Annotated in this window: 11 protein-coding genes; 4 read left to right on the top strand and 7 right to left on the bottom strand. The window is 73.0% G+C overall.

The features are described from left to right. Positions 1 to 16: 16 nt before the first annotated feature. From murD to rsmH, 7 genes are read right to left on the bottom strand one after another with little or no spacing between them, the layout of a single operon-like run. A complete protein-coding gene (gene murD / locus ACWEV0_RS14690; RefSeq protein WP_453149651.1) occupies positions 17 to 1,441 on the bottom strand; it encodes a UDP-N-acetylmuramoyl-L-alanine--D-glutamate ligase in 1,425 nt (474 codons plus the stop codon). After that, positions 1,438 to 2,508 (bottom strand): phospho-N-acetylmuramoyl-pentapeptide-transferase, encoded by a 1,071-nt coding sequence (gene mraY, locus ACWEV0_RS14695; protein ID WP_453149652.1) that lies wholly within the window; start codon positions 2,506 to 2,508, stop codon positions 1,438 to 1,440. Before mraY ends, murD begins: the two co-directional genes overlap by 4 nt. Then, the gene (locus ACWEV0_RS14700) at positions 2,505 to 3,935 is read right to left on the bottom strand and encodes a UDP-N-acetylmuramoyl-tripeptide--D-alanyl-D-alanine ligase (RefSeq protein WP_453149653.1); all 1,431 of its coding nucleotides are present in this window, start codon (positions 3,933 to 3,935) and stop codon (positions 2,505 to 2,507) included. Before ACWEV0_RS14700 ends, mraY begins: the two co-directional genes overlap by 4 nt. Before the next feature lie 4 nt (positions 3,936 to 3,939). Then, the gene (locus tag ACWEV0_RS14705) at positions 3,940 to 5,634 is read right to left on the bottom strand and encodes a UDP-N-acetylmuramoyl-L-alanyl-D-glutamate--2,6-diaminopimelate ligase (protein WP_453149654.1); all 1,695 of its coding nucleotides are present in this window, start codon (positions 5,632 to 5,634) and stop codon (positions 3,940 to 3,942) included. A gap of 49 nt (positions 5,635 to 5,683) precedes the next feature. Then, on the bottom strand, positions 5,684 to 7,645 hold the full coding sequence (locus ACWEV0_RS14710) for a peptidoglycan D,D-transpeptidase FtsI family protein (protein ID WP_453149655.1): 1,962 nt from the start codon (positions 7,643 to 7,645) through the stop codon (positions 5,684 to 5,686). 3 nt (positions 7,646 to 7,648) lie between these two features. Next, positions 7,649 to 8,200, bottom strand: coding sequence for an FtsB family cell division protein (locus ACWEV0_RS14715; RefSeq protein ID WP_453149656.1), 552 nt, complete (start codon positions 8,198 to 8,200; stop codon positions 7,649 to 7,651). Continuing rightward, positions 8,197 to 9,156 carry a 16S rRNA (cytosine(1402)-N(4))-methyltransferase RsmH gene (rsmH, locus tag ACWEV0_RS14720; protein ID WP_453149657.1) on the bottom strand — a complete coding sequence of 320 codons (960 nt, stop codon included), beginning with the start codon at positions 9,154 to 9,156 and terminating at the stop codon, positions 8,197 to 8,199. Before rsmH ends, ACWEV0_RS14715 begins: the two co-directional genes overlap by 4 nt. A 328-nt stretch (positions 9,157 to 9,484) precedes the next feature. Between rsmH and ACWEV0_RS14725 the strand changes: the two genes are divergently transcribed. The 4 genes from ACWEV0_RS14725 to ACWEV0_RS14740 all read left to right on the top strand — a co-directional run bounded on the left by ACWEV0_RS14725 (position 9,485) and on the right by ACWEV0_RS14740 (position 15,007). Then, a complete protein-coding gene (locus ACWEV0_RS14725) occupies positions 9,485 to 10,033 on the top strand; it encodes a beta-class carbonic anhydrase (RefSeq protein ID WP_453149658.1) in 549 nt (182 codons plus the stop codon). Between the two features lie 206 nt (positions 10,034 to 10,239). Next, a complete protein-coding gene (locus tag ACWEV0_RS14730) occupies positions 10,240 to 11,268 on the top strand; it encodes an AAA family ATPase (protein ID WP_453149659.1) in 1,029 nt (342 codons plus the stop codon). Then, on the top strand, positions 11,268 to 12,662 hold the full coding sequence (locus tag ACWEV0_RS14735; protein ID WP_453149660.1) for a DUF58 domain-containing protein: 1,395 nt from the start codon (positions 11,268 to 11,270) through the stop codon (positions 12,660 to 12,662). The genes ACWEV0_RS14730 and ACWEV0_RS14735 overlap by 1 nt, the downstream gene beginning before the upstream one ends. Then, positions 12,659 to 15,007, top strand: coding sequence for a transglutaminaseTgpA domain-containing protein (locus ACWEV0_RS14740; protein ID WP_453149661.1), 2,349 nt, complete (start codon positions 12,659 to 12,661; stop codon positions 15,005 to 15,007). The genes ACWEV0_RS14735 and ACWEV0_RS14740 overlap by 4 nt, the downstream gene beginning before the upstream one ends. The last annotated feature ends 435 nt before the right edge of the window (positions 15,008 to 15,442 follow it).

The following is a 15,442-nucleotide window of genomic DNA, read 5'->3' on the forward strand; positions in this document are numbered from 1 at the left end:
CCTTCCGCTGGTCAGGTCAGGCGCGCCCGGTGGCGGCGAGCGTGCGGACGGCGTCCGCGAAGGCGTCGCCCCGCTTGTTGTAGTTGGTGAACATGTCCATCGACGCACAGGCCGGGGCCAGCAGGACCGTGTCCCCCGGCTGGGCGAGCGCAGCCGCCTCCTGCACCGCCGCGGACATCGCCCCAGTGTCGGTCCGGTCGAGGTCCACCACCGGGACCTCCGGGGCGTGTCGCGTCAGGGCTTCGCGGATCAGCGCGCGGTCCTGGCCGATCAGGACGACGCCGCGCAGCCGCTTGGCCGACTTCTGCACCAGCTCGTCGAAGGTCGCGCCCTTGGCGAGGCCGCCGGCGATCCAGACGATCGGGTCGTAGGCCGCCAACGAGGCTTCCGCGGCGTGGGTGTTGGTGGCCTTGGAGTCGTCGACGTACGCGACGCCCTCGATCTCCTCGACCAGTTCGATGCGGTGCGGGTCGGGCCGGAAGGCCCGCAGCCCGTCCCGTACGGCCTTCGGCTCGACGCCGAAGGCGCGGGCGAGGGCGGCCGCGGCGAGCGCGTTGGCGATGTTGTGCGGGGCCGGCGGCTGGACGTCGGAGACCTCGGCGAGCTCCTGGGCGTTCTTCTGCCGGTTCTCGACGAAGGCCCGGTCGACGAGGATGCCCTCGACGACGCCGAGCTGGGAGGGGCCGGGGGTGCCGAGGGTGAAGCCGATCGCGCGGCAGCCCTCCTCGACGTCGGCCTCGCGGACCAGGTCCTCGGTGACCTGGTCGGCCACGTTGTAGACGCAGGCGACCTGGTTGCCCTCGTAGACGCGGCCCTTGTCGGCGGCGTACGCCTCCATGGAGCCGTGCCAGTCGAGGTGGTCGGGCGCGAGGTTGAGCACGGCGGCCGAGTGGGCGCGCAGGGACGGCGCCCAGTGCAGCTGGTAGCTGGACAGCTCGACGGCGAGGACGTCGTACCGCTCCTCGCCGAGGACGGCGTCGAGCAGCGAGACCCCGATGTTGCCGACGGCGGCCGTCTTCAGGCCGGCCGCCTCCAGGATGGAGGCGAGCATCCGTACGGTCGTGGTCTTGCCGTTGGTGCCGGTGACCGCGAGCCAGGGCGCCGCGTCGGGGCCGCGCAGGCGCCAGGCCAGCTCGACGTCGCCCCAGACCTCCACGCCCGCCTCGGCGGCGGCCAGGAAGAGCGGCTTGTCGGGCTGCCAGCCCGGCGCGGTCACGACGAGCTCGGTGCCGGGCGGCAGGGTCGCCCCGTCGCCGAGGCGGACGGTGATGCCTTCCGCCTCCAGCTCGGCCGCCTGGGCCCGGGAGCGCTCGTCGTCGCCGTCGTTGACGACCGTGACGACCGCGCCCAGGCCGTGCAGCGCGCGGGCGGCCGGGATGCCGCTCACGCCCAGTCCGGCGACGGTGACCTTCTTGCCCTGCCAGTCCAGCTGTTCGCTCACTTTTCGGATGCCCATCCCGCGTAGAAGAGGCCCAGGCCGACGATGACGTAGATGCCCTGGATGATCCAGAACCGGACGACGACCAGGACCTCGGACCACCCCTTGAGTTCGAAGTGGTGCTGGAGGGGCGCCATCCGGAAGACGCGCTTGCCCGTCATCTTGAAGGAGCCGACCTGGATGACCACGGACATCGTGATCATCACGAACAGGCCGCCCAGGAGGGCGAGCAGCAGCTCCGTACGGGAGCAGATGGCGAGACCGGCGAGCGCGCCGCCGAGGGCCAGCGAGCCGGTGTCACCCATGAAGATCTTGGCGGGCGAGGTGTTCCACCACAGGAAGCCGAAGCAGGCGCCCATCAGCGCGGAGGCGACGACCGCGAGGTCGAGCGGGTCGCGTACCTCGAAGCAGGCGTTCGGGTTCGTCAGGGTCATGGCGTTGGCGCACGACTCCTGGAACTGCCACAGACCGATGAAGGTGTAGGCGCCGAAGACCATCACCGACGCGCCGGTGGCCAGGCCGTCCAGACCGTCCGTCAGGTTCACGCCGTTGGACATGGCCAGGATCATGAAGAGCGCCCAGACCACGAAGAGCACCGGGCCGATGGACCAGCCGAAGTCGGCGATGAAGGACAGCCGGGTCGAGGCCGGAGTCAGGCCGCGCAGGTCGGCGAACTGCAGCGAGAGCACGGCGAAGGCGATGCCGACGATCAGCTGGCCGGCCATCTTCGCCTTGGCCCGCAGGCCCAGCGAACGCTGCTTGACGATCTTGATGTAGTCGTCGAGGAAGCCGACCAGGCCCATGCCGGCCATCAGGAACAGCACCAGGACGCCCGAGTACGTCGGGTCCTCGCCGGTGATGACCTTGGCCAGGGCGTACGCGATGAGGGTGGCCAGGATGAAGGAGATGCCGCCCATGGTGGGCGTGCCCTTCTTGCCGGCGTGGCCGCGCGGGCCGTCGTCGCGGATGAACTGGCCGTATCCCTTGCGGGCGAGCAGCTTGATGAGCAGCGGGGTGCCGATGAGGGTCAGGAAGAGCCCGATGGCCCCCGCGAAGAGGATCTGCCTCATCGGCCGGCGACCTCACCCTCGCCGGTGTTCTCGAGCAGTGCCAGGGCGACCCGCTCCAGACCGACCGACCTGGATGCCTTCACCAGGACGATGTCCCCCGGCCGCAGCTCACTGCGCAGCAGGTCGACCGCCGCCTGCGCGTCGGACACGTGCACCGACTCCTCACCCCACGAACCCTCGTTATAGGCGCCCAGTTGCAGCCAGGACGCTTCCCTGTCCCCGACCGCCACGAGCTTGCTGACGTTGAGCCGGACGGCGAGCCGTCCGACCGCGTCGTGCTCGGCGAGCGACTCGTCACCGAGCTCGGCCATCTTGCCGAGCACCGCCCACGTACGGGAGCCCCCGGTCTGTGCAGACCTGCCCATGGCCGCGAGCGCGCGCAGAGCGGCTCGCATGGACTCGGGGTTCGCGTTGTAGGCGTCGTTGACGATCGTCACGCCGTCCGGACGCTCGGTGACCTCCATGCGCCAGCGCGACAGGGTGCCTGCCTCGGAGAGCGCGGTGGCGATCTCCTCGGCGGCCATGCCCAGCTCATGGGCGACGGCGGCCGCGGCGAGCGCGTTCGACACGTGGTGCTCACCGTACAGGCGCAAGGTCACGTCACTGCACCCGGTGGGTGTGTGAAGCCTGAAAGAGGGCTGTCCGTTCTCTGTGAGCCGGACATTCTCGGCACGTACGGCCGCTTCGTCCGCTTCTCCGAACAGGGTCACCTTGGCCTTGGTGCGTGCGGCCATGGCGCGTACGAGGGGGTCGTCGGCGTTGAGGACGGCGACGCCGCCGTCCTCGGCGGCCGGCAGGGACTCGACCAGCTCGCCCTTGGCCTGGGCGATCTGCTCGCGGCCGCCGAACTCGCCGATGTGCGCGGAGCCCACGTTGAGGACGAGGCCGATGCGCGGCGGGGTGAGTCCGGTGAGGTAGCGGATGTGGCCGATTCCGCGCGCGCCCATCTCCAGGACGAGGTGGCGGGTGCCGGCGTCGGCGGTGAGCGCGGTGAGCGGCAGGCCGATCTCGTTGTTGAGGGAGCCCGGCGTCCACACGGTGGGCGCGTGGCGCTGCAGGACCTGGGCGATCAGGTCCTTGGTGGAGGTCTTGCCGGCCGAGCCGGTGAGCGCGACGACATCGGTGCCGAGGCGTTCGACGACGGTACGGGCGAGGGCGCCGAGCGCCGTCTGGACGTCGGGGACGACGAGGGCGGGCACGCCGACGGGGCGGGCGGCGAGCACGGCGACCGCGCCGGCCTGGACGGCGCGCTCCGCGTAGTCGTGGCCGTCGACGTTCTCGCCGGCGAAGGCGACGAAGAGACTGCCGGGCTCGACCGCGCGGGAGTCGATGACGACGGAACCGGTGACCTGGACGGTCGGATCCGGTATGTCGTGCGGCTGCCCGCCGACGATTTCGGCGATCTCGGCGAGGGAGAGGGCGATCACTGCTTCATCCCTGACTGTTCTGGTGACGGTGTGCGTCCTGCTGGCTCTGGCGGCTGAGAATCGCCTCGCGCAGGACCTGACGGTCGTCGAAGGGGCGTACCACGCCGGCGGTCTCCTGGCCCTGCTCGTGGCCCTTGCCGGCGACCAGGACGGTGTCGCCCGGCTCGGCGCGGGCCACTGCGGCGGCGATGGCGGCCGCGCGGTCGGCGTCGACCAGGACCTCGCCGCGCTGGTACGCGGGCACCTCGGCGGCGCCTTCGAGCATCGCGGTGAGGATCGCGAGCGGGTCCTCGGAGCGCGGGTTGTCCGAGGTGAGGACGGCGGTGTCGGCGAGCCGGGCCGCGGCGGCACCCATCGGGCCGCGTTTGGTGGTGTCGCGGTCGCCGCCGCAGCCGATGACGACGTGCAGCTTGCCGCGGGTGACCTCGCGCAGCGAGCGGAGGACCGATTCGACGGCGTCCGTCTTGTGCGCGTAGTCGACGACGGCGAGGTACGGCTGGCCCGCGTCGACCTTCTCCAGGCGCCCGGGCACGCCGGGGACGGCGGCGACGCCGTCGGCGGCGGTCCGCGGGTCGATCCCGGCGACGGCGAGGGTGACGATCGCGGCGAGGGTGTTGGCCACGTTGAACGGGCCGGGCAGCGGCGCGGTCGCGGGGAATCGCTCGCCGTCCGGGCCGACGACCGTGAAGGTGGAGTCGGCGGCGCCGGTGACGACGTCCTCGGCACGCCAGTCGGCGTTCGGGTCCCCGGCGGCGGAGAAGGTGACGACCGGGACGGAGGCCTCCTTGGCGAGCCGGCGGCCGTGCTCGTCGTCGAGGTTCACCACGCCGCGCCTGCTGCGCTCGGGGGTGAACAGCCGCGCCTTGGCCTGGAAGTAGTCCTCCATGTCGGAGTGGAACTCCATGTGCTCCGGGCTCAGGTTGTTGAAGACGGCGACGTCGAAGACGCAGCCGTCGACCCGGCCGAGCACGAGCGCGTGGCTGGAGACCTCCATGGCGACGGCCTCGACGCCGCGTTCGCGCATGACGGCGAACAGGGCCTGGAGGTCGGTGGCTTCGGGAGTGGTGCGCTCGGACTTGATGCGCTCGTCGCCGATGCGCATCTCGACGGTGCCGACCAGACCGGTGGCCTTGCCCGCGCCGCGCAGCCCGCCTTCGACGAGGTAGGCGGTGGTGGTCTTGCCGGAGGTGCCGGTGATGCCGATCTGCAGCAGCTCCGCGCCGGGGCGGCCGTAGATCTCCGCGGCCAGCTCGCCCATCCGGCCGCGCGGGTCCTCGACGACCAGGACCGGCAGGCCGGTCGCGGCGGCGCGGTCGGCACCGGCCGGGTCGGTCAGGACGGCGGCGGCGCCGAGCCCGGCGGCCTGGGCGACGAAGTCGGCGCCGTGCGCGCGGGCGCCGGGCAGGGCCGCGTAGAGGTCGCCGGGGCGGACCGCCCGCGAGTCGTGCGTGATGCCCGAGACGTCGACATCCCTGTCGGAGCGGCCGGAGCCGCCGGAGGTCTCGGTGCCGAGCCGCGCGGCGAGCTCGCCCAGGGGTGTGGGGCGGACCCGCTCCGGGCGGGGCGGGGTGGTTCGGTACTGATCAGCGTGTGGCACGGCGGTGAGCGTACCGGGCGCACCCTGCGCAGGGCTAAATCGAGCCGTTGCGTCGCTGGAGTTCGAATTCCGGTTCCCGGAATCTTGGGTGATCGTTCTCACTGGTGCTCCCGGAGTTTCACGCGGTGTTACGACTTTCGCGGTCGGACGGTCATGGCTTGAACGTCACCGGAAGCCGGGCGGGCTGGCTGCCGGTCGGCGGGATGTGCAGGGTCTTGAGGGCGAACTCCATCACCTTCTTGTAGATGGGTCCGCAGATCTGGCCGCCGAAGTAGCTGCCCTTGGTGGGGTTCTGGATGGCGCAGTAGACGGCGATGCGGGGCTGGTCGGCCGGCGCGAAGCCGGCGAAGGACGCGGTGTAGCCCTTGTAGCGGCCGAGTTCGGGGTCGACGCGGTTGGCGGTGCCGGTCTTGCCGGCCACCCGGTAGCCGGGGATGGCGGCCTTGGTTCCGGTGCCCTCCTCGTCGTCGACGACCGACTCCAGCATCTGGGCCAGGGTCTTGGCGGTCTTCTCGCTGATGACCCGGCTCTCCTTGGGCGCGGGCGCCGGGGTGAAGCGCCCGTCCGGTCCCTTGGTGCCGCGGACCAGGGTCGGCTCGATCCGTACGCCTCCGTTGGCGATGGTCGAGTAGACGGAGGCGGCCTGCATGGCGTTGATGGACAGGCCCTGGCCGAACGGGATCGTGTACTGCTGCGAGGTCGACCAGTCCTGCGGCTTGGCGAGGATGCCGGGGGTCTCGCCCGGGTAGTCGAGCCCGGTGGGGCTGCCGATGCCGAACCTGCGCAGGTAGTCGTAGAGCACCTGGTTCGACTCGGCCTGCGTCTTGCCCAGCTGGCCGGTGGCGAGGATGGTGCCGATGTTGCTGGACCTGGCCAGGACGCCGTTGAGGGTCAGGTACCAGGTGATGTGGTCGACGTCGTCGCTGAACAGGCGGTCGCCGCGGTGCAGCCGGTTGGGCACGGTGACATGGGTGTCGGGGGCGGCGGCGCCCTCCTCCAGGACGGCGGCCATGGACATGACCTTGCTGGTGGAGCCGGGCTCGTAGGCGTCCTGGAGGGCGGCGTTGCCCATGGCGGTGGCGTTGGCCTGGGAGAGGTCGTTGGGGTCGAAGCCGGGGGCGTTGGCCATGGCCAGGACCTCGCCGGTGCGGGTGTCCTGGACGATGACGTAGCCGCGGTCGGCCTTCGACTTGCGGACCTGGTCGGTGATGGCCTGCTGGGCGGCCCACTGGATGTCCCGGTCGATGGTCAGCTCGATGGTCGAGCCGGGGACGGCCGGGGTGCCCTGGGAGCCCACCGTGGGCACCCGGCGCCCGCCCGACTGGGCGAAGCGGATCTTGCCGTCCTGGCCGGCCAGCTCCTTGTCGAGCATGGACTCGATGCCGCCGGCGCCGCGGCCCTCGGCGTTGACGTAGCCCAGTATCCCGGCGGCCAGCTCCCCGTTCGGGTACACCCGCTTGGTGACCGGCTCGCTGAGGATGCCGCCGAGCAGGTTGACGCCGTTGCCGCCGTGGGCGGGCGCGGCCTTCTGCTCGTAGACCTTCTTCAGGTCCTTGATCTGGTTCCAGACCTGCGGGGTCTGCTTGCGGGCGAGCACGGCGTAACGCGACTTGGGGGTGCGCAGCTTCCTGGCGAGCTCGGCCGGCTCCTTGCCGAGGATGGGAGCGAGCAGCGCCGCCGCCTGCTCCGGCGCGTCGGCGAGCTTGGCTTCCTCGGGCGTGAAGAGCTTGGGGTCGGCGGTGATGTCGTACGCGTCGACGCTGGCGGCCAGCGCGATGCCGGCCCGGTCGGTGATCTCACCGCGGTCGGCGGTCAGGGTGTATTCGAGGTAGCGGTGCTTCTCCGCCTTGGCGGCGTACGCGGAGGCGTCCACGGCCTGCACCTGGAGCAGCCGCACCACGAAGACCAGCATGACCAGGGTGAGGCCCAGGGAGATCAGCCGCAGCCGGGGCTTGGGGCTGCCGAGCCGGATCGTGCGCGCCTTCGCGGCGGGCCGGGCGGCGGGCCGGCGGGGCGGGGCGGACCGCTGGGCGGGACGGCGGGCCGGCTGGCGCGGCTGTGCGGGCCGGGCGGGGCCGGGGACACGGCGGCGCGGGGGCTCCTGGAAGGGCACGGGTCACCTGCCGGAGGTCGTCGGGGCGGCGGTCGGGGTGCCGGTGAGGGCGGCGGTGGTCCGGGTGCCGCCCGGAGCGCCGGCCCCGGTGCCGGTCGCGGACGGCTTCGGCGCGCCGGTCGCCCCGGCGGGCGGGGCCTGCGTCGCGGGCGGGGCGGGCGGCGGGGTCGGCCGGGGCGAGGGCTTCGGGGAGACGGCCACCGTGGGCACTCCGCGTACCCGGCCGTCGGGGTCCAGGAAGACGGGGCTGCCGCCGGGCACCATGCCGAGCTCGCGGGCGCGCCGCTCCAGGGCGTCGGGGGCGGCGCTGTCGTCGACGTCCCGCTGGAGGGCCTGTTCCTCGTCGGTGAGCTCAGTGGTCTTCTTCTTCAGCTCGCTGAGCTTGAACGAGCCCTGGTTGAGGGCCGAGTTGAGCATCAGGAGCGTGATCAGACCACCGCCGAGCAGCAGCACGACGAGCAGGACGAAGGGGGTGCGGGCGGCGGTGCTGGGCCCGGACGGCATGAGCCTGCCGAGCCTGGCGGCCCGCCCCTTCAAAGGCCCCTTCTGGCTCACTGCTCCACGTCCTCCCTGATCCGCTCCGCACCCCTGAGACGAGCGGGGGCCGCGCGGCGGTTCTCGGCGATCTCCGCCTCGGTCGGGAGCTCGGCGCCGCGGGTGAGGAGCTTCAGGCGGGGCTGGTACTGCTCGGGTACGACGGGGAGGCCGGGCGGCGCGGTGGTCGCGGCGCCCGCCGCGAAGACCTGCTTGACCAGCCGGTCCTCCAGGGAGTGGTACGAGAGGACCGCGATCCGCCCGCCCACGGCGAGGGCCTTCACGGCCGCCGGGATCGCCCGCTCCAGGACCGACAGCTCGCCGTTGACCTCGATCCGCAGCGCCTGGAAGGTGCGCTTGGCCGGGTTGCCGCCGGTGCGCTTGGCGGCCTGCGGCAGCGCGTCGCGGATCAGTTCGACCAGCCGGGCGCTGTTGGTGAAGGGCTCCTTCTCGCGCTCGCGCACGATCGCCGAGACGATCCGCTTGGCCTGCTTCTCCTCGCCGTAGGCGCGCAGGATGCGGACCAGCTCGCCGGCCGGGTAGGTGTTGAGGACCTCGGCCGCGCTCATGCCGGTCGTCTGGTCCATGCGCATGTCGAGCGGGGCGTCCTGCGCGTAGGCGAAGCCGCGGTCGGCCTCGTCCAGCTGCATGGAGGAGACGCCCAGGTCGAAGAGGACGCCGTCGACGCGCGGGATGCCGAGCCGGTCCAGGACCTCGGGCAGCTCGTCGTAGACGGCGTGCACGAGGGTGGCGCGCTCCCCGTACGGGGCGAGCCGCTCGCCGGAGAGACGCAGCGCCTCCTTGTCCCGGTCGAGCGCTACGAGCCGCGCCTCCGGGAACCGCTGGAGCAGTGCCTCGCTGTGGCCGCCGAGACCGAGGGTGCAGTCGACGACGACGGCGCCGGGGCGTTCCAGGGCAGGGGCCAACATGTCCAGGCACCGCTGGAGCATCACCGGGACATGTCGGTCGTTGCTCAAAGCGCCCTCTCAGATCCGGCGGAGACAGGTACCACCGGCGAGCGGAAGGGGGCCGAGCCGTAGGTACCGCCGCACTTACGGGGAGAAACGGCGGAAATCGCTCGATGTCTCCGTGAACTTCGCGCCACTTTAGTCCACCGGCCCCCCCGGTCAACCAACCGGCTGGCGCGTCGCGCGCTCCGGCGGGCAGGGACGATCGTTTCGCGGGATTCACCCGGACGGCCCCGTTTCCCGCCCTCTGTGGGTTCGCTCACAACAAGGTTCTATGACTGTCTTTGTCCGACCTCACAGCAGGCCCGACCGCCCGATGACCATTACCTTCGGAGACATGTCGACCTCTGCGCACACCTCCGCCGACGCGATAAACACCGAGGACTCGGTCATCGACCGCTTCGTCCAGGCCAATGCGCGTTACGCCGCCGACTTCACCGACCCCGGAATGGACGCCCGGCCCGTGCGCCGGGTGGCCGTGGTCGCCTGCATGGACGCCCGTCTCGACCTGCACGCCGCGCTCGGCCTCGAGCTCGGCGACTGTCACACCATCCGCAACGCGGGCGGTGTGGTCACCGACGACGTGATCCGCTCCCTCACCATCAGCCAGCGGGCGCTCGGCACCCGCAGCGTGATGCTGGTGCACCACACCAACTGCGGCCTCGAATCGCTCACCGAGGACTTCCGGCACGAACTCGAGGACGAGGTCGGCCAGCGTCCGGCCTGGGCCGTGGAGGCGTTCCGCGACGTCGACCAGGACGTCCGCCAGTCCATGCAGCGGGTGCGCACCTCCCCGTTCCTGCCGCACATCTCCGACGTCCGCGGGTTCGTCTTCGACGTGACGACGGGTCTGCTGCGCGAGATCGACCCGGCCGAGCAGGAGTAGCCCAGCGGCTCGAACTGACGGAGCCGAGCAGACGATCCGCCCCGGCACAATCCCTCAAACCCCGGCATTTCACCCGCAGTTATCCACAGGTGGGCCGGGGGCGAGTGACACGACCCGCTCGCGGCAACAAGAATGCACGGGTGACACCCCCCGGCCGACGCGCCGGGGGCAGGTGTCTGTGCTGCGAAAGGGCCGAGGAGGGCCGGGTGACGACCTATGACGATCGAGCGAGCCTCGCTGATCTGACCACCACAGCGGAGCGGATCCGCCGGTCGGTGGAGGGTGTGATCGAGGGCAAGCCCGAGGTCGTACGTCTCGCACTGACCGTGCTGCTCGCCGAGGGACACCTCCTGATCGAGGACGTCCCCGGCGTGGGCAAGACCATGCTGGCCAAGACGCTGGCCCGGTCCATCGACTGCTCGGTCCGCCGCATCCAGTTCACGCCCGACCTGCTGCCGTCGGACGTCACCGGTGTGTCGATCTTCGACCAGCAGCGGCACGAGTTCGAGTTCAAGCCGGGCGCGATCTTCGCCCAGATCGTCATCGGCGACGAGATCAACCGGGCCTCCCCCAAGACCCAGTCCGCGCTCCTGGAGTCCATGGAGGAGCGCCAGGTCACGGTCGACGGCCAGACCTACGAGCTGCCCAGCCCCTTCATGGTCGTCGCCACCCAGAACCCGGTGGAGATGGAGGGCACCTACCCGCTGCCCGAGGCCCAGCGCGACCGCTTCATGGCCAAGGTCTCCATGGGCTACCCGAGCCCCGAGGCCGAGCTGAAGATGCTCGACGTGCACGGCGCGGTCTCCCCGCTCGACGACCTCCAGCCGGTCGCCCACGCCCATGACGTGCTCAAGCTGGTCGAGGCCGTGCGTGCGGTGCACGTCGCCGACGCCGTCCGGCGGTACGCGGTGGACCTGGTCGCCGCCACCCGCACCCACCCCGAGCTGCGGCTCGGCGCCTCGCCGCGCGCCACCCTGCACCTGCTGCGGGCCGCGAAGGCGTCCGCCGCGCTCAGCGGCCGGGAGTACGTGCTGCCCGACGACCTCCAGGCGCTCGCCGCCCCGGTGCTCGCCCACCGCCTGCTGCCCACCGCGCAGGCGCAGCTCAGCCGCCGCACGGCCGAGCAGGTCGTGTTCGACATCCTCCAGCGCACCCCCGTCCCGGCCGCCGCGCCGCCCGCGCCGCACGCCGGGCCGCTCTACGGCCAGCACCAGCCCGGCGCCCGGCGGCTGTGATGGACACCGCCGCCGCTCCGCAGGCCACGCAGGGGTATCCGCCCCAGGGCGGCGAGGGGCAGCGGGAGGACGGCGACCGGGGTGGCCTGCGGGCCGCCCTGGCCGGGCTCACCACCCGCGGCCGGTCCTTCCTGGCCGCCGGGATCGCCGCCGCCGCCTGCGCCTATGTGCTCGGCCAGTCCGACCTGCTGCGCGTCGGACTGCTGCTCGCCGTTCTTCCGCTGCTCTGCGTCCTCGTGCTGCACCGCACCCGCTACCGGGTGGCGGGCAGCCGCCGGCTCGCCCCGCAGCGCGTCGAGACCGGCACCGAGGCCCGGGTCCACCTGCGCGTCGACAACGTGTCCCGGGTGCCCACCGGCCTGCTCATGCTCCAGGACCACGTGCCGTACATGCTGGGTCCGCGGCCCCGCTTCGTGCTCGACCGGGTCGAGGCGGGCGGCCGCCGCGAGGTGTCCTACCGGGTCCGCTCCGACCTGCGCGGCCGCTTCCCGCTGGGCCCGCTCCAGCTGCGGCTCAGCGACCCCTTCGGGATGTGCGAGCTGACCCGCTCCTTCAGCACCCAGGACAACCTCACCGTCATCCCCCGCACCGAACCGCTGCCGCCGGTCAAGCTCGGCGGCGAGACCTCCGGGTACGGCGACGGACAGCACCGGGCCCTCGCGCTCGCCGGGGACGACGACATCATTCCGCGCGCCTACCGGCACGGCGACGACCTGCGCCGGGTGCACTGGCGCTCCACCGCGCGCTACGGCGAGCTGATGGTGCGCCGCGAGGAGCAGCCGCAGCGCGCCCGCTGCACGGTGCTGCTCGACACCCGGGGCGGCGCCTACGAGGGCGGCGGACCCGACTCGGCCTTCGAATGGGCCGTCTCCGGCGCCGCCTCGGTGCTCACCCACATGCTGGAGCGCGGCTTCTCGGTGCGGCTGCTCACCGACACCGGCAGCACGGTGCCCGGCGAGGGCGCCGAGGGATTCGCCGGGGGCGGGCGCTCCGTCGAAGGCAGCGCCGAGGCCGGCGGGCTGCTCCTGGACACCCTCGCGGTCGTCGACCACTCCGAAGGCGCCGGGCTCTCCAGGGCGCACGACGTGCTGCGCGGCGGTCACGAGGGGCTGCTCGTGGCCTTCCTCGGCGACCTCGACGAGGAGCAGGCCGCACTCACCGCCCGGATGCGGCAGCGGCACGGCACGGCCGTCGCGTTCGTGCTCGACTCCGGGACCTGGCTGACCGGCGGCGCCGTCACCGGCGCGGTCGAGGACCGGGTGCGCCGGCTGCGGGAGGCCGGCTGGCAGGCGTTCGCCGTGGCGCCCGGCGCCCGGCTCGCGGAACTGTGGCAGCTCGCCGGCGGGGCCTCGGCCCAGGCGCCCGCGGGCGAGACGTACGGAGGCTGGTCATGAGCGGGCGCGGGCGGCTGACGCTTGCGGCCTTCGGCGCGACGCTGGCCGCGTCCGCCGCGCTGCTGCCGCTGGTGAAGCCGGCGGACTGGATCCTCACGGCGGTCGTCGTGGTCGGCCTGCAGAGCGCCGTCGGCCTGCTGACCCGGCGGGTGCCCCTGGCGCGGCCGCTGACGATCGCCGCCCAGGCGCTCGTCACCCTGCTCGTGCTCACCGTGGCCTTCGCCCATGAGCAGGCGATCCTCGGCATCCTGCCGGGCCCGGACGTCCTCGCCTCCTTCGGGACCCTCTTCCAGGCCGGCGTGAACGACGTCGGCACGTACGCGATCCCGGCGCCCAACACGGCCGGCATCCGGCTGCTCCTGGTCACCGGCGTCGCGGTGATCGGCCTGCTCGTGGACACGCTCGCGGTGACGTTCCGCAGCGCGGCGCCGGCGGGACTGCCGCTGCTCGCCCTGTACTCGGTGGCGGCGGGACTCTCCGGCGGCGGCGCGGGCGGACTGCTCTTCCTGCTCGCCGCGGCCGGCTATCTGCTGCTGCTCCTGGCCGAGGGCCGGGACCGGCTCTCCCAGTGGGGCCGGGTGTTCGGCGGCGGCCGGGGCGAGGGCTCCGGCAAGGGCGGGCCGGCGTTCGCACCGGCCCGCACCGGGCGGCGGATCGGCGCGGTCGCCCTGGGCGTCGCGCTCGTGGTGCCGTTCGCGCTGCCCGGCCTCAGCGGAGGCTTCCTCGGCGGCGGCGAGGGCGAGGGCTCCGGCAAGGGCAAGGGCGGCACGATCTCGGCGGTGAACCCGCTGGTCTCGCTCCAGAACAACCTGCGCCAGCCCGAGAACCGCGAGGTCCTGCGCTATCGCACCAACGCCGTCGACACCAGCGGCCTCTATCTGCGGCTCGTCGCCCTCGACCAGTTCGACGGCACCGCCTGGAAGTCCTCGGTCCGCCCGATCCAGGACGTGCCGGAGAACCTGCCCTGGCCCGACGGCCTCTCCCAGCAGGTCCCCGTCTCGGAGGTCACCACCAACCTGGTCGCCTCCACGGCGTACGAGCAGAAGTGGCTGCCCATGCCGTATCCGGCGGCGCGGGTCTCCATCAGCGGCGGCTGGCGGTACGAGCCGGCCGGCCGGATGCTCGTCGGCGACAACGGGCAGAACACCAAGGGCGCCCGCTACACCGTGACCAGCCTGGACGTGCGGCCCTCGGCCGAGCAGCTGGCGGCGGCCCCGGCCGCGCCGGACGCGCTGCGCCGCGAGTACACCCGGGTCCCGGCCTCGCTGCCGGCGGACGTGCGCTCCACGGCCGAGAAGGTCACCCGCGGCGCGCGCAACGACTACGAGCGTGCGGTGCGGCTCCAGGACTGGTTCTCCCGGGACGGCGGCTTCCGCTACGACGTGGACGTCAAGTCCGGCACCGGCGTCGAGGCGATCTCCCGCTTCCTGAAGGACAAGGAGGGCTTCTGCGTCCACTTCTCCTTCTCGATGGCGGCGATGGCCCGCTCCCTGGGCATCCCGGCCCGGGTCGCGGTCGGTTTCATGCCGGGCACTCCGCAGAGCGACGGCTCGGTCTCGGTCGGCATCCGGGACGCGCACGCGTGGCCCGAGCTGTACTTCGAGGGGGCCGGCTGGACGCGCTTCGAGCCGACGCCGTCGCGCGGCTCGGTCCCCGAATACACCCGTGAGCAGTCCTCCGGCGGCGCGGCCACCCCGTCCGCCCAGCCCTCGGCCGGCCAGACCGCCCAGCCCTCAGCGGCGCCCAGCGCCCAGGAGAGCTGCCCGCCGCAGTCCCGGCGGCTCGGCGAGTGCGGCCCGGACAAGGCGGCGGGCGCGGCGCTCTCGGACGACGACGGCTTCCCCTGGGCGGGGCTGCTCCTGGTGACCCTGGGCGTGCTGCTGGTCCTCGGCCTCCTGCTGCTGCCGCTCCTGTGGCGCTCCCGCGTCCGGGCCCGCCGGCTCGGTCCATCGGGCGACGTCCTCGCCGCCTGGCGCGAGATCAACGACACCGCCTGGGACTACGGGATCACCCCGGACGACTCCCGCACGCCACGCAAGACCGCGGCGCGCATCGTCACCCTGGGCGAACTCCCCGCGGACGCGGCCGACGCCCTCCACCGCGCGGCCCGCGCGGTGGAGGAAACCCTCTACGCCCCCCGCCCCCGAATCGGCCCCGCCCTCTCCCCCGAGGCGGATGCCGTGCGCCGCGCCCTCCACACCGCGGCCTCCCGCCGCACCCGCCTCCGCGCGGTCCTGCTGCCGAGGTCGGGCTCACGGGTGGTCTGGGCGACGCGGGACTGGTGGACGCGGGTCGCAGACGCGTGGTCGCTGCGCGTGAGAACACTGGTACGGCGCCCGTCGTAGGCCGGCAGCGCCCCAGGCGCGGGCACGCCGCCCCCGCCCCCGTTGTGGGCATTCGTTCCTCCCCCAGACTTCGTCCGGGGGGACCCCCAGGCGGAACGGGTGGGCACAACGGAACGACGCCCCTTGCCGGGCCTAGGCTCCTCGCGCGTTGACGCCCGCCGCGACGGCGACGCGGTCGCGGTGCGGGTCCAGGCACAAGGGGCGGAGGCGCCGCCGAGCGCGCCGTCCCGTGTGCCCACCCGTCCCGCCCGGCGGGACGATTGCCCACACGGGGGGGGCGGCGGTGCGCGGCGGACGGATGCCCACGCTGGCCCGGCGGGGACGGGGGCATCGGCCAACAACATGAGTGGGCCCCGCCGGGACCGGCCAGATCGTCGTCGACCGCACCATGCGCTCGGTCTCGCACCCGGACGTCTACGCCGCCAGCGACAGCGC

This window comes from Streptomyces sp. NPDC003943 (assembly GCF_053605265.1).